This is a genomic window from Bacillus sp. JJ1503 (genome assembly GCF_036965125.1).
Lineage (GTDB): Bacteria > Bacillota > Bacilli > Bacillales > Cytobacillaceae > Cytobacillus.
In genome coordinates this window covers 1019-20871 of record NZ_JBALOZ010000040.1, presented here as the reverse complement: position 1 = coordinate 20871, position 19853 = coordinate 1019, and the positions used below count along the sequence as shown (strand labels likewise).

19 protein-coding genes are annotated in these 19853 nt (G+C 39.5%); 1 reads left to right on the top strand and 18 read right to left on the bottom strand.

What is annotated here, in order from left to right:
- Nucleotides 1-312 precede the first annotated feature (312 nt).
- Nucleotides 313-1545 (top strand): MFS transporter, encoded by a 1233-nt coding sequence (locus V7149_RS04025; protein ID WP_335344369.1) that lies wholly within the window; start codon nt 313-315, stop codon nt 1543-1545.
- Nucleotides 1546-1550: 5 nt separating this feature from the next.
- Here the strand turns inward: V7149_RS04025 and V7149_RS04020 are convergent, their stop codons facing one another.
- The 18 genes from V7149_RS04020 to V7149_RS03935 all read right to left on the bottom strand — a co-directional run.
- Nucleotides 1551-2465: an AraC family transcriptional regulator gene (locus V7149_RS04020; protein ID WP_335344368.1), complete on the bottom strand. Its 915-nt coding sequence runs from the start codon at nt 2463-2465 to the stop codon at nt 1551-1553.
- A gap of 139 nt (nt 2466-2604) precedes the next feature.
- Nucleotides 2605-3132, bottom strand: a complete 528-nt coding sequence (gene speG / locus V7149_RS04015) for a spermidine N1-acetyltransferase (protein ID WP_335344367.1) — start codon at nt 3130-3132, stop codon at nt 2605-2607.
- Nucleotides 3133-3315: 183 nt separating this feature from the next.
- Nucleotides 3316-3606, bottom strand: a complete 291-nt coding sequence (locus V7149_RS04010) for a YciI family protein (protein ID WP_335344366.1) — start codon at nt 3604-3606, stop codon at nt 3316-3318.
- A 284-nt stretch (nt 3607-3890) separates the two neighbouring features.
- Complete coding sequence (locus tag V7149_RS04005) at nt 3891-4457, bottom strand: Fe-S-containing hydro-lyase (protein ID WP_335344365.1); 567 nt, start codon at nt 4455-4457, stop codon at nt 3891-3893.
- An 11-nt stretch (nt 4458-4468) separates the two neighbouring features.
- Nucleotides 4469-5314, bottom strand: a complete 846-nt coding sequence (locus V7149_RS04000) for a fumarate hydratase (protein ID WP_335344364.1) — start codon at nt 5312-5314, stop codon at nt 4469-4471.
- Between the two features lie 36 nt (nt 5315-5350).
- Complete coding sequence (locus tag V7149_RS03995; RefSeq protein ID WP_335344363.1) at nt 5351-6883, bottom strand: FAD-dependent oxidoreductase; 1533 nt, start codon at nt 6881-6883, stop codon at nt 5351-5353.
- A complete protein-coding gene (gene sdhB, locus V7149_RS03990) occupies nt 6880-7638 on the bottom strand; it encodes a succinate dehydrogenase iron-sulfur subunit (RefSeq protein WP_438823951.1) in 759 nt (252 codons plus the stop codon). Before sdhB ends, V7149_RS03995 begins: the two co-directional genes overlap by 4 nt.
- 12 nt (nt 7639-7650) lie before the next feature.
- The gene (sdhA, locus tag V7149_RS03985; RefSeq protein ID WP_335344361.1) at nt 7651-9438 is read right to left on the bottom strand and encodes a succinate dehydrogenase flavoprotein subunit; all 1788 of its coding nucleotides are present in this window, start codon (nt 9436-9438) and stop codon (nt 7651-7653) included.
- A gap of 43 nt (nt 9439-9481) precedes the next feature.
- Nucleotides 9482-10138 carry a succinate dehydrogenase cytochrome b558 subunit gene (locus tag V7149_RS03980; RefSeq protein ID WP_438824081.1) on the bottom strand — a complete coding sequence of 219 codons (657 nt, stop codon included), beginning with the start codon at nt 10136-10138 and terminating at the stop codon, nt 9482-9484.
- Nucleotides 10120-11484: an MmgE/PrpD family protein gene (locus V7149_RS03975; protein WP_335344360.1), complete on the bottom strand. Its 1365-nt coding sequence runs from the start codon at nt 11482-11484 to the stop codon at nt 10120-10122. The genes V7149_RS03980 and V7149_RS03975 overlap by 19 nt, the downstream gene beginning before the upstream one ends.
- Nucleotides 11481-12398, bottom strand: a complete 918-nt coding sequence (locus V7149_RS03970; RefSeq protein ID WP_335344359.1) for a succinate--CoA ligase subunit alpha — start codon at nt 12396-12398, stop codon at nt 11481-11483. Before V7149_RS03970 ends, V7149_RS03975 begins: the two co-directional genes overlap by 4 nt.
- Nucleotides 12399-13598: an ATP-grasp domain-containing protein gene (locus tag V7149_RS03965; protein WP_335344358.1), complete on the bottom strand. Its 1200-nt coding sequence runs from the start codon at nt 13596-13598 to the stop codon at nt 12399-12401.
- 53 nt (nt 13599-13651) lie between these two features.
- Nucleotides 13652-14314: a GntR family transcriptional regulator gene (locus tag V7149_RS03960; RefSeq protein WP_335344357.1), complete on the bottom strand. Its 663-nt coding sequence runs from the start codon at nt 14312-14314 to the stop codon at nt 13652-13654.
- A gap of 36 nt (nt 14315-14350) precedes the next feature.
- On the bottom strand, nt 14351-15823 hold the full coding sequence (locus tag V7149_RS03955; protein ID WP_335344356.1) for an SLC13 family permease: 1473 nt from the start codon (nt 15821-15823) through the stop codon (nt 14351-14353).
- A 54-nt stretch (nt 15824-15877) separates the two neighbouring features.
- Entirely contained in the window at nt 15878-17233 is a 1356-nt protein-coding gene (locus V7149_RS03950) for an MmgE/PrpD family protein (RefSeq protein ID WP_335344355.1), read from the bottom strand.
- Nucleotides 17234-17257: 24 nt separating this feature from the next.
- The gene (locus V7149_RS03945) at nt 17258-18118 is read right to left on the bottom strand and encodes an HpcH/HpaI aldolase/citrate lyase family protein (RefSeq protein WP_335344354.1); all 861 of its coding nucleotides are present in this window, start codon (nt 18116-18118) and stop codon (nt 17258-17260) included.
- A gap of 91 nt (nt 18119-18209) precedes the next feature.
- On the bottom strand, nt 18210-18857 hold the full coding sequence (locus V7149_RS03940) for a GntR family transcriptional regulator (protein ID WP_335344353.1): 648 nt from the start codon (nt 18855-18857) through the stop codon (nt 18210-18212).
- A 31-nt stretch (nt 18858-18888) separates the two neighbouring features.
- A partial coding sequence (locus V7149_RS03935) for a TRAP transporter large permease (RefSeq protein WP_335344352.1) occupies nt 18889-19853 on the bottom strand: 965 nt, incomplete at its 5' end.

Sequence of the window (19853 nt, the reverse complement as noted above, 5' to 3'; positions counted from 1 at the left end):
TTGAAAAAAAATGATTAACTCCTTTATTAATAAAAAAGATAAAATAGTAGCCAAAATGACAAGTGAAGCATTCAAAAAGATTTGCAATATTTTTGGGATAACAGTCAAGATTATTTTTGGAACATTTCTTTTATTAATAACCATATTAATATGCTCCTTATCTTTTTCAATGGAACTTTCTATTTACAACATAACATAGTGGTTTTAATTAATTATTAAATACATGTAAAAAATTTACATTCCTTAACATCGCAATTTTGGAAAAGAAATGCAACGTCCTCCTTTCTATAATGAATGGAGGAGGGAAGGAAAATGAATTTATTCACCACAAAGAATCCATATCAGGTATATGTCAACACATGTTTCTTAGCACAATTTTTCTTTACTTTTATTTTTACAATGAACTTGTTATATCAAGTGCAAATCGTTAGGCTCACTCCAATTGAGTTAGTTTTAGTGGGAACTGTATTGGAGCTGACTGTGTTCCTTTTTGAAATTCCTACTGGGGTCATTTCGGATTTAAAAAGCCGAAAGCTTTCCATTGTTATGGGGTACTGTTTAATTGGAGTAGGATTTCTAGTGGAGGGGTTATTTCCTTTTTTTACAGCTGTCATGATTTCTCAAGTCATTTGGGGAATTGGTTATACCCTTACAAGTGGTTCACAGCAGGCGTGGATTGCAGATGCAATAGGGGAAGAACGTGCTTCTTCTGCATTTTTAACGGGTGCGAAGGCTGGTAATCTTGGACAGATGTTTGCGATTCCTTTAAGCATCTTTACTGGTTATTTTATGATTAATCTTCCTATTGTATTTGGCGGTCTATGCATGATTGGACTAAGCATTTATTTAATCCTATTTATGAAAGAAGAAAACTTTCAGCCATTAGATAATGTGAATCGAACATCAACATGGGCAAACATGAAAGGAAATATGGAGAAAATTATTGTTTATTCAAGAGCTAACTATTTGATGAGATTGCTCTTCCTTATTGCTTTGTTTGTCGGATTTTACAGCGAAGGATTTGATCGGCTATGGATTTCTCATTTCTTTGAAGCATCCAATCTAACAGCATTATCTGATCAAGGCTTAGTGATTTTAGTAGGCGGAGTCCAATTTATAGTTGTTCTACTATCATTTACAGCACTTCATTATTTAAATCGCAGCTATATTCATGAGCAGCTGAAACTCATCTATGTCTCTCTCTTTATTGGAAGCTGCCTTATTATTCTCTCATTAATAGGCTTTGCCTTCGCAACCAATATTATCAGTCTGCTCGTCTTCTATATTGTCATTCAAGTGACAAGACAATCCATGCATCCTTTAGAAGACATATGGCTTAATAAACTGATCCCTGAATCTTCTACACGGGCAACCTTCTTTTCCGTAAAAGGCCAAGTAGATGCGATTGGACAAATCAGCGGTGGGCCTTTCATTGGATTTATTGCTTCAGGCTTTACGATTAAAGCAGCCATTGTGGCTAGTGCTCTTTTATTAACACCAGTCTTATTTTTATATAAGACTGTACTAAAAAAATCTAGAGGATAATGTTCTTATCCCCTAGATTTTTCTTTTATCGGCAAATGGATTTCCATAAAGATTCGCTCATAATCCCAATAATGGCAATGTTCATCATAGTATTCAAAGTCATAGCCTCTTTCATCCACTTCATATAGCGAATTCGGAAGCCAATCTTCTAAAATATATCGCCAAGTTCCTTTAATGGCCGAAGCAAATTGTTCTTTTTCAACGAGAGGCGTTTTAAAAATGGCATAAACAGACTCGGGAACTTTAAATTTCATAAATCCACTCGGGAGTTCTGCCTGATGATCTAACTCAACCGCAAATAAATATATAAAATAATCTTGATGGATATCGTCAGTTAAATTTATACAATATTCCCCATGTTTTTTTGGAGACAATGTTTCATATAAGGCCCTTTCAACAGAACCATCATTTAGGCCATCCTGATCCCAAAAGGCTGGGGCATCCCTTGTGTAAGTAACATTTGGAACATAACTTTCAAACTTTTTTCCGGCAACCCAGAACGATTGTCTTGAAATAATCTTAGGCTGTAAAACAATACCGCCAAGATTTTTTTCAAACAAATCTTTTAAATTTAATTTCTGAGGAGGTGAAATAGGACAATGAAGCTTATATAAACTGGGTGGACTGCCAAAGCATTTCTTAAAGGCTTTTGTAAATCCAGCATGTGTTTCAAATCCATAATCTAGAGCAATTTGAAGGACCTTTTTACCTCTGGCTAATTCATATAAGGCATGTTGCAGCTTTCTTTTTACAACATAATCCATCACTGTATAACCAAGAACTTTTCGAAAAATACGGTAAAAATGAAACGGAGAATATCCCGCTATTTTAGCTAATTCCTCAGCATTTATTTCCTCTTTTATGTGTTCATCAATATAATCAATCGTTCTCTGCAATAATTCTAACTGCTGAATCTCCATCGCCAGCCCCTAAAGAATGTATGTAAAAAAGATATATTATTTTTATTAAACAGATAAACATTAGCTATTGTCAATTGATATGAATGAAAAAAAGAAGAACTCTTTAGAAGTTCTCCATTAGCCGGGAAATCTGTACAATTTAGGCATCCATTGAATTACTCCCCAAGTACTGATGCTGGAACATACACATTCTAATGGCATTATGATACTCGCCATCCACAAAAAACTCGTCAATCAATTCACCTTCAAAATGAAATCCCAGTTTTTTATAAATATGAATCGCTTTTTCATTATTTTTATCCACAATTAAATAGAGTTTGTAAAGATTTAATACAGAAAAAGCATAATCCATTGCACGATGAGTTGCTGCCTTTGCATAACCGTGTCCCTGATGATTGGGATCAATAATGATTTGGAACTCTGCCCTCCGGTGGATATAATCAATTTCTACTAATTCTACAAGACCGACCATCTCGCCGCTTTTTTCCACAATAAATCGCCGTTCACCTTGATCGTGAATATGTTTATCATACAGATCCTGCAATTCAACGAAAGCCTCATATGGTTCTTCAAACCAATAGGACATCACGTTGGCATTGATGTTTAATTTATGAACAAAAACTAAGTCGACTCTTTCCAGCGGCCTTAACCTAACCCCATCACTCATACTTCCATCCTCCGTTATCTATCTTCTTGCTTTATTTTATGACCAAATACCAATAATTATCATACATGATTTTTAATATAGTAATGGACACACGAAGGAAAAAAGTGCCAACGCACATTTTATTGTGAATTGGCACTTATATATTACTCTTAATAATTAATCTTTCTTAATCCAGTCTGAATTCTATTCAACTTTACTGCAGTTCATCACTGCGTCACTAATTATTTCCCACTCATGAATTTCCATCCCTCTTGCCTCGTGAATAATATAAGGATCTTTCTCGGCAAATGACTTTGCCTCATCCAAAGTTTCCGCTATATAGATCACCATTCCGCCTGAGCCATCTGCAAATCTTCCCCTTGCAAAGATTTTACCTTCCTTATTCATACTCTCGAGAAATTCAAGATGCTGAGGGCGATATAATTGGCTCTTTTCTTCATTTAGCATTGGCAATAAAACTGCGAAGTATTTCATATTTTAACCTGCCTTCTACACTTTTTAAGACTTGCAATGTAATCAGAAAGGATCGATGCCCTTCATTGGGCTCTTATGTTGCACATTTCCTTGAACTCCCAACAAAAACGAGTGTCATGAGAGCTTCATATTGCATATTTTCCCGATTTCCTAACGAAAACGAGCGTCATGAGGGCTTCATGGAGCGCGTTTTCTTCGCTTCCCACCTAAAACGGTCGTCATAAAACAATAATCCTTGTTCATCATTGAAGTTAAACCCATTCCCCTAATGAAGTAATTTTTTTCTATATCAATTCACTCTTCTCCTGAAACTGCTGCTTTCCTAATTCGTACCAATCGTTTCCATTACTATCAATAATCACGACTGCCGGAAATTGATCAATTTCTAATTTGTAGATCGCTTCTGGACCTAAATCATCGTACGCTACAACTTCCATTGATTTAATCGTTTTAGCAATTAACGCGCCTGATCCTCCGATAGCAGCAAAGTATACAGCCGTATTTTTCTTCATAGATTCTATGACTTCCTGGCTTCGGTAGCCTTTTCCGATCATTCCTTTCAGGCCACGATCTAAAAGAGAAGGGGTATACTTATCCATTCTGCTGCTTGTTGTCGGACCAGCAGAACCTATAACAAGACCAGGCTTTGCCGGGGTTGGCCCAACATAATAAATCGTTTGGCCAGAAATAGCAAAAGGGAGTTCTTCCCCTTTCTGAAGAGACTCTACCATTCTTTTATGAGCCGCATCTCTTGCTGTATAGATTGTTCCACTGATTAGAACACGATCTCCTGCTTTTAATGTCATTAATGTGTTTTCATCGAAAGGACTTGTAATTTGAAGAGTTGACACCTGCTTCCCTCCTATAATCGTACTTCTTTATGCCTGCTAGCATGGCAATTTAAATTGATAGCCACTGGAAGTGCAGCAATATGACATGGCTCTATTTCAATTTTGACATCGAGTGCTGTTGTATTCCCGCCAAGCCCTTGAGGTCCAATCCCAAGCTCATTAATTTTGAACATGAGTTCTTCTTCAATTTTTGAAATTTCAGGCCGTTCATTCCGATGGCCGATGGGTCTAAATAAAGATTTCTTGGCCAAATAAGCACATCTCTCAAAGTTTCCGCCAATGCCGATTCCTACAACTAAAGGAGGACACGCATTGGGACCTGCCTTTGAAACGGTATCCAGAATAAAAGCTTTGATCCCCTCCAATCCATCTGAAGGCTTCAGCATTTTCAGCGTACTCATATTTTCACTGCCTCCGCCCTTCGCAGACATATGAATGACGATTTCATCGCCAGGAACAAGCTCAATATGAATAATTGATGGAGTGTTATATCCTTTACTTTTTTCACGGGTAATCGGATGATCGACAATGGAATGCCTTAAATAGCCTTCTTCATATCCCTTTCGAACCCCTTCATTAATCGCGTCATAAATACTGCCACCCGTAATATGACAATCCTGACCAACCTCAACGATAAAAACAGAAACTCCCGTGTCTTGGCACATTGGCACTCTTTCGCTCTTAGCAATATCTGCATTCAAAATTAACTGTTCTAAAATGTCCTTCCCCGTTTCAGATGTTTCTTTTTTTAACGCTGACTGAAAGGCCCTAATCACATCTTGACCTAACTCAAAATTTGCCTCTTGGCACATGCTCGCAACCTGAGTAACGATCGCATTATAAGTGATTGTTCTCATCCATTCTCCCCCTTTCATGAAAATTGATGTTCTACTTTATTGTCTTTGACTGCTATTCTCCAAAAAAATAATAGAAGATTTATAGATGATAATTTTCTTCTCCCATTCCTTTTTTTCCTCTGGAATATCAAGAATCTTGTGCGCTCCTCGACTTTCTTTTCGAGTCATCCCTGCTAATGCTGAAGCCCACGCAGTCCGAATTTTATCCTGTATAGGTAAATTTAAGACATTTTGCTCCTCTTCCAATTCCAACGCGATAGATTCTAACTCATCTACTGCTTCCTGTAAGGACTGAATGGTTCTTTCAATTCCAACCTTTGCCCACATAATTTCCTTCATTTTCTGTATTACTTCTTGTTCCATTGTTCGTTTGCTCTCACTTACGAAGAACTCATCAACTAAACGCTTTTTGTTTTTCTGGGATTCCCACATTTCACTTGCAGCCATTTTTCCGGCACGATGCCCAAAAACTAATGCCTCCGTAAGTGATCCCCCTCCTAAACGATTAGCTCCATGCAAACCACCCGAACATTCTCCACAAGCATATAAGCCTTGCAAATTTGTCCTGCCCCATTCATCAGTCTCAATTCCTCCCATGCAATAATGCTGCACAGGACTCATGATCCAATCACCTTCATGCCCTTTTTTAAAGAGGCGATAAAGGTGGGGGCTGTCTGTTTGAATATCTTTTTCCTTCACATTTGAGAAATCAAGCAGCACTTTCCCTTGTTTGAACATGGAATAGCTTAATATATCTCTTGTTTCAAGTTCTTTTCTTGGAAATTGATCCATAAATCGGACCTGCTCTTCATTTAAAAGAATAGCTCCTTTTCCAAAAATCCTTGTCATAATATCAACATTGGCCGGAGACTTAAGCCGATACGGATAAAATTGCACAAATTCCATATCGACAAGCCTCACACCATGCCGCCAAGCCATGCCAATTCCTTCACCCGTAATATCCCTTGGATTATCTGTAGAAGAATAGAGTCCTCCAAAGCCTCCCGTAGCTAGAATAATAGCTGAAGAATAATAGACATATATATCCTTATCTCGCAAAACGACTGCCCCAGTAATCCTCTCATTCTCTTTAATCAAATCAACTAATATAGATTGCTCATGAATATCAATCCCGATTTCCCTTGCATAGCTGCCAATCGTTTTTGTTATATTTCTGCCAATGCCTTTTCCAGCGTATACCCTCCGAGGAAATGAATGTCCAGGTGTACTAACTTGCCTTTCCCTTTCAAGCTCAATCCCAAATTTGCTTTCTAGTTCGTTGACCCTGTCAGTACATTCTTCTGCAAGAATTCTAGCTAAATAACGATCAGCAACTTGTCTGCTTCCTTTAATTATGTCTTGATAAAATAGATCCAGAGAATCTCCAGGGGAAAAGATAGCAGAATGAACTCCGTCTGATATTACAGACGATCCGCCTAGCCCAGCCTTCCCCTTCGTTAAAACGGCAACAGATGCACCTTCCTCCTTTGCCGCAATCGCTGCAGCTAAAGCAGCCTGACCACCGCCAATTACAAGCACATCATAGGTAAAAGTTTGTTCTCTGCTCATTTCTTTAACCAGCTCCATAATGCGTAACGGTTAGCATCTTTATTTAACTCAGCGATCGCAGTAGTTAATGGAATTTCTTTCGGGCAAACTTGAACACAGTTTTGGGAGTTTCCGCAGTTACTTATTCCTTCTTCACCAATGATGACCTCTAGTCGTTCATGTTTTTGCTGTGCACCTGTAGGATGCATATTAAAATATTTCGTTTGTCCAAGGGCTTGAGGACCAATAAATGGTGATTTGCTGTTTACATTTGGGCATGCTTCAAGGCAGCAGCCGCAAGTCATGCATGTCGAATATTTATAGGCTTCCTGCTGATCATCAGATGAAATTAACGAACCCGCCCCCATCGCATAAGTGCCATCTATTCTGATCCAGCCTTTAATTTTTTTTAGGGCATCAAACATTCGGTCACGATTAACGACTAGATCCTTTTCCACAGGGAAGGTTTCCATCGGTTCCAAGGAGATGGGCTGTTCTAAACGATCTACCAATGTGGAGCATGCCTGCCTTACCTTTCCGTTAATCTTCATACTGCAGGCCCCACATACTTCTTCAAGGCAGTTATACTCCCAAGCAACGGACCTTACTTTTTCACCATTTGAATTAATTGGATTTCTTTGGATTTCCATTAAGGCGGAAATCACATTCATATTTTTTCGGAAAGGAATACTAAATTCTTCCCAGTAGGATTCACCATCGGATGAGTCTTTTCTTTTTATTTTTAGCCGGATATCTGTTGTAGTGGTCACCGTCATCACCTTCCTTTCTTAAACCTTTGAAGGTTCCTCATTTTTTTGCTGTTCTTCTCTAGATGTGACAATGTCGTATCTTCTTTGTCTCGGTGTGATGTATTTCAGATCAACCGGTTCATAGGATAGACTTGGACCAAATGGAGTATAGGTAGCGATCGTAGTCTTTAGCCAATTCTCGTCATCCCGTTCCGGAAATTCAGGCTTATAGTGTGCACCCCTGCTTTCATTACGGTTTAAGGCGCCTACCGTTATAACCCTAGCAAGCTCAAGCATATTTTTTAATTGACGGACAAAAGGGACAGTTCTGTTCTGCCATCTGGAAGTGTCGTCAATTCCAATATGCTTCATCCTCTCCTGAATCTCCTGCAGCTTTTCATCTGTTTTTTGCAAACGGTCATTATGTCTTACGACGGTCACGTTATCTACCATCCAATCGCTCATCTCTACATGCAATTGATATGGATTTTCCGGCCCATCCATTTTGTATATTTTTTCGATTTCTTCCTCCTGCTTTTTTTGCTCACGTTCAAAAATAGAAGAAGGAAGATTATCATATGATTCTGCAAGACCACTTACATAATTCACTGCATTTGGTCCCGCAACCATACCTCCATAAATGGCAGACACTAAAGAATTAGCGCCAAGGCGATTAGCTCCATGGAATTGATAATCGCATTCTCCACAAGCGAAAAGCCCAGGGATATTCGTCATTTGCTCATAATCAACCCAAAGTCCGCCCATAGAATAATGCATAGCCGGAAAAATTTTCATCGGCAGCTTTCGTGGGTCATCCCCAACAAACTTTTCATAGATATCGAGAATTCCGCCGAGTTTACGCTGAAGCAGTTCTGGCGGCAAATGGGATAAATCTAGATAAACCATATTTTCTCCATTAATCCCTAACTTCAGATCTACACAAACATGGAAGATTTCCCTTGTCGCAATATCTCTCGGTACTAGGTTTCCATAGGCAGGATATTTTTCCTCTAGGAAGTACCACGGCTTTCCATCGCGATACACCCAGACCCTGCCTCCCTCTCCACGAGCAGATTCAGACATGAGCCTCAGTTTATCATCTCCTGGAATAGCTGTTGGATGGATTTGAATAAACTCCCCATTTGCATATCTAGCGCCTTGCTGGTAGGCAATACTATGTGCACTTCCTGTATTAATGATAGAATTTGTACTCTTTCGGAAGATGTTTCCGATACCGCCCGAGGCAAGAATAACGGCATCAGATTTGAAAACTTGAATCTCCATTGATTTTAAATTCTGCGCCGTAATCCCCCTGCATCTTCCTTCATCATCTTTCACAAGTGAGACCAATTCCCAATATTCAAACTTTTCAACAAGTCCTTCCGCCTCATATTTTCGAACCTGTTCATCCAATGCATATAGAATTTGCTGTCCTGTCGTTGCTCCAGCAAAGGCTGTTCTTGAATATTTAGCTCCTCCCAGCCTTCTAAAATCAATATGCCCTTCTTCCGTCCTGTTGAACTGGACGCCCATTCTTGCCAGTAAATAAATAATGTCTGGTGCTGCCTCACACATCGCTTTTACCGGCGGCTGGTTAGCTAAAAAATCCCCGCCGTAAATCGTATCATCAAAATGCTCCCATACGGAGTCCCCTTCACCCTTTGTATTCACCGCACCATTTATCCCGCCCTGGGCACATACTGAATGGGAACGGCGAACAGGAACGAGGGAAAATAATTTCACTTTTCTTTTGGCTTCTGCTATTTTAATAGTCGCCATCAGCCCGGCTAGGCCGCCGCCGACAACAATGATTTCTTGATTATTCATATATATCATCCACTCTCCCGTTGTTTCTCCTGTAGAGGAATCCCTAACTAACAAATGAGATTAAGCTCCATACTCCTACTACAGCTAATACGATACATACGACTGTGCAAACTTTCCGAATGGCATTTTGCGAAGCTGGCCCAATCGTAATCCCCCAAGTAATAAGTGCTGTCGATATTCCATTTGAAAAATGGTATACCGTACTCAATACACCGGCTAAATAGAAAACAAAGATAAAAGGATTCGATAAATGTTCACTTACAAGCTGGAAATCTACCTCTATTCCCTTCAATACAGGCCCTATTCTTAATGCCCACACATGATAAATAACGAAAATAAAGGTAATGATTCCTGTCACTCTTTGCAAAACAAAGCTAATATTTCGGCCATATTTATAAACATGAGCATTCTGTGTTGAAATAAAAGATAGATAGATTCCATAAACGGCATGATACAGCAGTGGCAATGCAATAAATACTATTTCTAAGACGAGCAAAAATGGCAAGCTGGTCATAAATTGAACATGTTCATTAAATCTTGCACTTCCTTGTATCGCTAACGCGTTTCCCATAAGATGCTGAATGAGAAAAAGGCCTAGCGGGATCAAACCCGCTAGTGAATGCAGTCTTGAAAGAACAAATCTACCTTTCCTTTTGGAAGGACTCGTGAAAGACAGTGGGGTTACTGTATTTGTTTGCACGATGGTTCCCCCTCTTTTAAGGACATCCACTCTTTTACAGTCCAATCCTCTAAGTGTAAAATGGCCTTAATTTGGTCTTCTGCATTATCAATTTTCCCATAAGTCATAACCTCGAATTTCTGAATCAATTCGTCCTTGGCTGCCGGCTTTTCCGGATCCCCCTTCGGATAGTCAGTAGATTGAATGAATGTTCTGCCATCCTTTAATAGTATTTCTACCTTCGCGCCCCATTTTTCTGGATAGGCATTTTCGTAGTATGGATCGACTAGAACCTCTACTTTACTCATTAACTCTCTAATTTCTGCTGAATATAAAATCTCTTCGCTATAATCGTTAAGTGATGCCCTGCTATTAGCTGCTATAAGGGCTGCACAAAACTGGCTGCTGAATTTGGATGCATAAACGGTATTCGGATTCGGATTATCTGTGATATTTAGAACGGTTTGATATGTTTTAATGGTAATCTTTTGAAGTTGATCATGTTGGAGGGATTGTTCTTTCATAATATCTAAGACACAGTCCATTGCTGGGTGCGTATGACGGCAGGATGCATGAATTTTGAAGCTGTTCTCGATGATTTTGAATTCCTGGCCAAGATTAGTTGTTATTTTTTCAGGATCGAATTTCTCAGACATGGCATGGAAAAAGCCGCGTCTGCCTTCTAAAATTTTGCTAGCTGATGTGAAATTCTTCTTCGCTAACAAAGCCGCAACTGTTCCGTTATAAGCAGCTTTCGCTGTATGAAGCTGTTTCGTGTTTGCTCCATCCTCAATGAATTCCCATAATCCTGCCGCCTGTGTTCCTGCATTCCCTAATGCATAGGCTGTTTGTTCGATTGAGAGATTTAACAGCTTTGCTACAGCCGCTGCAGAGCCAAACGTTCCACATGTTGCGGTATTATGCCAATAGTAGTAGTGGGAGGGGGAAACCGCTTCACCAATTCTGTAGCAAATTTCATATCCTGCTACAACAGCTGTAATTAAGTCTTTTCCACTTAAATTGTACCCTTCTGCAACAGCAACCGCTGCAGGAATAACGACTGTTCCAGCGTGGATAATGGAGGATTTATGAATATCATCCAATTCAACAATGTGGCTTGAAGCGGCATTTACTAAGCACGCATTCCCGATCGAGGACTTTCCTCCTGTAATGAGAGTTGCCTGCTCATGACCGCCCCATTCCTCTATCAATTCCTTTATCGATTGAATAGGCTTTTCATCTTTACCTGCTAAAGCAGAACCATACCAATCAAGAATACATAGCTTTGTAAACTCAACAACCTCTGAAGGCAAATCCTCATATTTAAGTTTAGTGGCATACTCAGCTAACGTCTTCGTTAATGTCATTTCACTTCACCCACTTTTACATTTAATACCGTTTGCAACACTTGAATCATATCATCATAGTGATCAACTACATGAGCTCCCGCCTCTTTCAGGGCCTGGATCTTAAGGGATGGGCGCCCTACATTTCCTGAAATCATGGCTCCTGCATGCCCAAAAACCGTCCCTTCAGGCATTGACTCAGTAAACTTGCCGGCAACAAACGAAATGAGAGGCTTTGTAAATCCTCCTTCTTGTAAAAATTGAGCCGCTTCTTCTTCGAAGGAAGTTCCTGGTTCAGAATAAGTGATCACTGCTTCCGTTTCATCATCTTTTTCAAACAAAGCGAGCAAATCCTTTATTGTCGTCCCTATTAAACTATCACCGCCAATCCCAACACTTGTTGAAACGCCAAACCCTGCCCGTTTCACCATCCATGAGGTTTCAGCAGTCATCCCTCCGCTCCTGGATATAACCCCGACACTGCCCGGAATGAAGCAACGTTCTGGACGATCTCCGCCAATCGAGCCCATTTTGATTTTGTCCTTTGGATTAATCAGACCAACCGTATTAGGTCCGATAATCGTAACCTTTTCTTTTTTCGCTGCGAATAACAGTTTTACTACGTCATGCTGAGGAATATTTTCTGTCGTTACGACAATAAGCTTGATCCCATTTGCAATCGCTTCAAGTACAGCATCTAGAGTAAATGCTGGAGGAACGACAATTAAACTCGCATTTACTTGATGATTTTTAACAGCCTCGGCCAATGTATCGTATACAGGAACACCCTGGACAAACTGTCCTCCTTTTCCAGGTGTTACTCCAGCATAAATAGCTGTACCATAGGAAAGTGTATGGGTAACAATCATGGAAGCCTCTCTGCCTGTAATCCCCTGAACAACTAGACGAGTCTGTTTATCTACTAGAATAGCCATTTACAAAACCTCCTCTAATTTCTTAACCATTTCAGCCGCCGCTTCCTCAATTGTTCGATCTTCTCCAAAATAAGTAATTCCAGCTTCAAGGAAGATTCTTTTTCCTTCCTCGTCATTTACCCCTGCTTCCCGGACAACGATTGGGAAGTGCTCTGGATTAATGTTTAGTTCTTGAATCGCATTGACGATTCCTCTTGCCATTACGTCAATTTGTGTATTATTCGTTATGTTATGGGCTACAAATAAACCTTTTACTCCTTCTTTGGAGAGAATCCCTTTTGTTAATGCCGTCACTTTTTCCTCAGAAGGATTTCCTCCTGTTTCTGTATAATTAGCCGGCTGTGCTCCTAAATGGACGAGTGCATCGAAGCTCAGCAGACTGCCTCCTCCACCGCCGCACATGAATCCAATGTCTCCTCCCTCCATTTCCGTGTACCGGGCTGTCCCGCGGTAATCTGCATCATTGACCTTAACCATTTCTTTTTCCAATTCAGTAAGCGGTCTCCATGATCTTTCACTGCCTGATTCCACAAGTCCATCAAGCTCTGGGTGCCTGTAAAGTGCGGCATCATCTACCCCCATTACAGAGGCTGCTGCTATCACATCCTCACCCTTTGTTAGCACTAGCGGATTAATCTCAAGAATATAACAATCGTATTTTGTAAAAACATCATACAGTTTACAAAGGATGGCAGATGCTTTAATAAGAGGTTTTCCTATAACGCCTAGTCTGCTCCATATTTCCTTTGCTTGATAAGGATGGAGGGAAGAAAATGGCTCAACATGATAAATAACAACCTTTTGTGGGGCATCCCTTACTAGATCCTCTACCTCGACTCCGCCTTCTGTCGTGGCTATGATGACTGGCTGCTGTTTTTGGGGATCAATCGTAATGGAAACATACCATTCTTCATCTATATCAATCTTGTTTTCTAGAAGGACTTTTTCTACAGGGTAGTTTCTAACGACCATTTGAAAAAGTTCATCTGCTTTCGTCTTTGCTTCTTCAACCGTATCCGCAAATTTAATGGCACCTGCTTTACCTCTTTTTCCAACTGGGACTAGAGCCTTTAATACCTTTGGTTCCGATATATGCTCCTCTCCAATTTCTGCACTTGAACTAATAACCGAATGTCCTGGAATAGGAATTCCATTTTCTTTAAGAATTGTTTTACTCGCATCCTCTAACATTCTTCCCATGCCGTTTCCCTCCCGTTTTAGGATATTGGATCCAATTTTATTGTAAAAAAACTTCAAAGCCGATTATCCTTATCATCCTCCAAGCTTTGAATTAATTGTTCACCTGTTCTAAAGATATGTTTTGAAACAAGTGCGGCTGCAGTTTCTTTGTTTCCACTAATAACAGCCTCAAGAATTTCCCTATGCTCATGATTAGACGTTTCCATTTTCCCCTTTATTAAATGAGGGGTCTGCTGCGGGAATCCACTCCATAACGTCCCGATAAAAGAATTTAGTCTTTCCCATTTACAGCGCCTAACAAGGAGCCGATGGAAATCAATATTATGCTGAATAAACTCATCAACATCCACAGCAGATTCCATTTTCTCTACAAGATCGGATAACTCATTTTTATCCTCTTCTGTAAGGAGATCCATGCTTTTATATACAGCCATTTTTTCAAGCTCTGCTCTGAGTGCGTAAATTTCTTCTATATCCTCAATGTTGATTGATTTTACAACAGCTCCTTTATGAGGCTCCAGAAGGATCAGCCCTTCGGATTCCAATTTTCGAAAGGCCTCCCTCACTGGCATGCGGCTTACTCCCAATTTATCAGCTAAATCCGATTGCTTTAATCTTTCTCCCGGCCTGAAATCCCCCCTGATAATCGCTTCTCTTAAAATATTGCATACCTTTAAATGTAAAGTGTCTCTGTTCTCTATGCGCAATTCTGACATTTTCGGCTACCTTTCTTTTTACATTTTTATAAATCCTTACAATAAACCAATCCAGTTCCACCATGTTGCTGCGGTTAATACGGTCACAGCTATCATCGCTATAGTCATCCATAACCCAGGAATTAAAAAATCCTTCTGCTGAATTTGTCCAGTACTGTGGACAACAATATTAGGTGTTGCTTCTACTACAAGAATATAGCCATGCAGACAAGCAAGTGAAGCAGTGACACAGATTAAAACAGGATCTGCACCAGCTGTTGTTGCTAGCCCTATAAATATTGGAATGAGAATCACCACAGCTGTCGATACGTTGGCAACGACTAAATGTAAAACTTGTGTAATGACTAAGACAGAAAAAACAGCTAAAATAGGCGAGCGAAGGAGATCAATGAACCAGCCAGCTGTTAAACTGCCGCCAATCAATTCGGTTGCTCCCGAATGATTAAATGCATATCCTAAAGATAAAGTAACCCCCATGAGTAAAATGGTATCGAAATTTATTTTCACCATACTTTCCCACTTTGAGCAGCCAATTCCTGGGAAAGCCATTAAAATTGCCCCTAAAAGTGCTGGGATGCTAGGATGCAATCCGTGAAAAGGCTCTGTAAACCATAACCCTACAATTAAAATGAGAATCGCGATGCATTTTTTTTCTTGAACATTTAAGCTTCCAAGCTCATCTAATTTCTTTTTCATTTCTTCCTTCACATGTGGAAAATCCTTATTTTCTGGCTGCAATGCAAAGCTTTTTAATAGAACGAACCAAACTACCGGAATAAGCAGGAGCCAAATTGGTACTGTGTACAGGAACCATTGAAAATAAGTTATTTGAATTCCGAGGAATTCTTTTAATAACTCAACAGTTAAAATATTGCCAATGGCTGCAGTCATGACAACAGTCCCGCTGATTGTCCCTCCAAAAGCTACGGCTAACATAATCATTTTCCGCAGATTCCCATTTTCCTTTACCTCTATTGTGTCGAGAGTCATCATTGCAACTGGAATAAGAAGGGTTGCTCTAACAGCTACAGCAGGTATAAAGAAAGCCTGAATTTGCGGAATGATAATAATACTTCCTACTAATCCTTTTGCCGTTCCTCCCCATTTCGCCAGGATAAAATAGGCGAGTCTTTTGGCGAGAGGGGTGTCATTAACCCCGATCGCAAGCATCATCCCACCGATAATCAGAAATACGGCAGGGGATGAAAATCCGCTATATACCACTTCTTTTGGGACAATCTCAAAAACCGTCATTAAGATAAGCAATAGGACGGCTGTCACTCCTAATGGAACAGGTTCAAACGTCCAATAGAGAACACTCATACCTAAAAGCCCAAGCATGATTTTTGCTGTGTCACTATAATTTTCCGGGAGTATGAAATAAATAGCGGCCATGATAATAACGCCTAAAACAAGCGTAAAGACCTTTGACCTATCAATGGGAATTGAACTAGATTGTTTTGAACTTGGAACTACATGTACTTTTCTTTTTGCATTTGGAGAACCCATACTACTCTCCCACTTTCATTGAAAAAGCTATGAGCTTATTTCATGTTCTACTCCCTAATAAATAGGATTACTTATTTTTGAAGGCTTGCATTGTTTAATAAATTCACTTAAATCATCTAATTCTTCAAATCGATATACGTAATCAATTAGCCTGTTCTTAGATTCTTCACTTATGATCCTTCCTGTTACATCCAAAAACTTATCCTTTAGTTGCTGATCAGTCATCGGAACATCCATACTGCCAATGGCATGCTCTACAAAATACCTAATCTCACGTCCATCTATCAGGGTGACTGTGACTATGGCTTGATCTTCCTTCATTTTTTCATCAATCGTAAGCGCGATTTTTGACCTAAGCTCTTTAATCTTTGGATCATTTACAAATTCATCTGAAAACTCATGAACACTTGCCTTTAAATTTAGAAATCCTGCAGCGACACAGTGGAAAACACTGAACTTCCCTTCAAGACCTGTCATAATTTCTGTTTTTCCTGTTAACTCTTTTACGAGTGGATGGCCGGTAAGACTAATGGATGCAACTTCCTCTGCCTGTAACTGGTGTTCCCTCTGAATGTTGATGATTCCATCGATAGCTGGGTGTGTTACGATTCCGCTTGCAAATGGTTTATAGGAGTTCTTTTCAATTTCCCATGATTGCCCCCATCCTTCAGTTAGAAGCTCTAGTTTATTTTCTTCCGACAATACATGAATAAAGCCCCGTTCAGCCTCTAAAGCCTTTGTTGAGCTTGTAAACCCTTCTCCTGCAATAAGTGCGGCGAGCATTCCATTCATGGCGGCTTTTCCTGGGTGATAAGGTTTAGTCATCGTTCCAAACATTTCCCTTAAACCAGTTGGGTCAGTTGCGGCAATTCCAATGGCATAGGCTGTTTTTTCCTCATCAAGACCGAGTAGTTTGCATATAGCAACAGCTGCTCCAATTCCCCCGACACTTCCAGTGATATGCCAGCCCCTCCAATAATGGGATGGATAAATGGCTTTTGCTAATCTTGCTTGAACCTCGCAGCCAATGATAAATGCCTCTAATACCTCTTTCCCTGTTCTTTTATGGTGCTCGGCAAAAGCTAAAATAGCAGGAAAAACAGGTGCAGATGGGTGAAGGACTGTTTCCAGCAGCGTATCATCGAAATCAAATATATGTGATGACATTCCATTTAATAATGCAGCAAACAGCATATCCGTTTTTTCGTTTCTTCCTAAAATAGTTGCCTGAGGAGTACTTTCCATCATTTTCGAAACAGCTAGCACTTTATCCATCGATTCATGGTTAGCTGCTCCAATTGCTACACCCAGCCAATTCAGAAGACTTCGTTTTGTTTCATAAATGGCATTTTCGCTAATATCTTCATAGTTTGTTTGTTTAATATGGGATACTAATTCGTTAGTTATCATCGAAATCATTGCCTCCTAATGACTTTATTTACCCGAATACTGTAATAGACCTTTTGCTTTCTTATAAACAGGGTAGTCTACTAGTTTATTTCTAACTGAAATTGAGGCTATTCCCTTCAGTTCTGCTTCCTCAAATGCCTTCACAATTTCCATTGCTTCTTCTATCTCCTCTGACTCTGGAGTGAAAACTCGGTGAATAGATTCAAGCTGCTTTGGATGGATGGCTAACTTTGCTTTAAACCCAGATCTTCTTGCACGAACAGCCTCATTAGTTAATCCTTCATCATTTGCTAAATCTGGATATACTGCATCTACCGGATTTCCGATTCCTGCTGCTCTTGATGCATTGACAATTTGGGATCTTGCATAAATGAGTTCCTCGCCGCTGGCTGTCAATTCACAATCAAGATCGAGACAGTAATCAATCGAACCAAATACTAGCCGTGGAATGAAATGATGCGCATTTGCGATATCAAAAGCAAAATGAACCCCCTTTGCGGTTTCAATAAGCGGCAATACCTCAAATGGACATTCAGCTTTTTCCAATCTTTCAAAGCGTTCAATCACTGTTTGACATATGACCTTCATGTTACTGCCATTTTCTGATTTGGGCACAATAATTCCTGCTGCACCTGCGTCAACAGCAGCCTCAACATCCGCTCTCCATAAAGGAGTTGTAATATCATTGATCCGAACATAAATATCCTTTTCTTGCGGGTTATTAATAAGGAAATTTTTTACTCTTTCTCTTGCAATATCTTTTTCACTAATTGCCACTGCATCCTCTAAATCAAAAATCACACAATCAGCTTCACTGGCAATTGCCTTGCCCATCATTTTTTCAGAAGTTGCAGGAACAAATAAGTAGGATCGCTTTATTTTCATATAACTTTCTCCCTTTATGGATATTGGATCCAAATTTTTTATAAAAAGTTGGCAGAGCTATGAAAAATTAGCTCTACCGTAATGGGTTCAATTAATCTTCTATAAATTCCAGGAGCTTATTTCCAGCCCTCATAATGTGATTTTCGACCAATAATCTTAATTTTATTGGATCATTCTCATCTAAAGCCTTAAGCATATTTTTATGCTCCTGATTAGAAACTACGACAGTATTTGGGATTAATATTGGAACGTACGCCGGATATCCCTCAATTAATTCCTTGGTAAGGATTTTTATCTTTTTCCACTTACAACCTTTTTGCAATAATGAGTGAAACTGCTGATTATGGTTCATGTAAGAGTCCATATTGTTCGTTTCAATATCATGATCCATGGACTCGACAAGTGTTTGGAGTTCCGCTTTATCCTTTTTCGTTAAAAAATTCATTGATTTTTGCACAGTAATTCCTTCTAATAAAGATCTTAAATAATAAAGCTCTTCAATATCCTCATTACTAACTCCAATAACCTGTGCCCCTTTGTGAGGAAAAAATATCACTAGCCCTTCCCTTTCAAGGCAACGCAATGCCTCCCTCACCGGCATTCTGCTTACACCAAGCTTTGTTGCCAATTCATCCTGGATTAATCTTTCTCCAGGCTTAAATTGCTGTGTAAAAATGGCTTCCCTTATCATTGCTGTCACTTTTTCCTGCAATGTAAGAAAATCATTTGACTGTTTCATGAAAGAACCCCTCATCGACAACACACTTTATTTATTTTGCTAGAAATAAAGAAATTTGCGGGAAAATAACGACCAATATTAAAGCAACGACCATAAGGACAAAGAATGGGGCAACACCTTTTACGACCTCCCCAACCTTTTCTCGAGTGATTCCACTGACTACGAATAAATTTAATCCGACTGGAGGAGTAATCATTGCAATTTCCATATTAATTGTCATAATAATCGCAAAATGGATGATATTAATGTCAAATATCACAAGGACAGGAAGTAAAATAGGCAAAGTTATCAAAATAATCGCTACTGCTTCTAAGAACATGCCTAGTACAAAGAACATGAGATTGACGCCAATCATGAATATCCATTTATTAGAAGAGCTTTCCTCAATCCAAGCAGCAAAATTTTGCGGTACTTGTTCAGTCGTTAAGAACATTCCAAAAATCATCGCGGAGGCAATGACTAGAAAGATCATAGCTGTAATATTTATTGATTCCTTTAAAATTTCTCTAAATTTAGGGAATGTCATCTCCTTATATATAAATACAGAAACAATGACTCCATATAAACAGGAAACGAATGCAGCCTCGGTTGGTGTTACAATCCCCGAGTAAATTCCGCCAAGAATAATAACTGGCAACAAAAAGCCCCAAATCGCTTTATATGATTTTTTCCACCTTACATCCATCGGCTCTTTCGGCAATTGTCCATAATTATTAATTCTTGCATTAACAATTGCTGACACTAGCAAGATTCCACCTAACATAAGACCTGGAAGAACCCCTGCAGCAAACAGCTTTCCTACAGATTCCTCTGCTACCGATGCGTAAATGATCAATGGAATAGATGGGGGAATCAAAATTCCGAGCGTTCCTGCCGCTGCTACTAACCCCATAGCATATCGTTTGCTATAGCCCGCTTTAATCATTCCAGGAATCATGATACTGCCTATCGCAGCAGCTGTCGCTGGGCTGGAGCCTGAAATAGCAGCAAAAATCA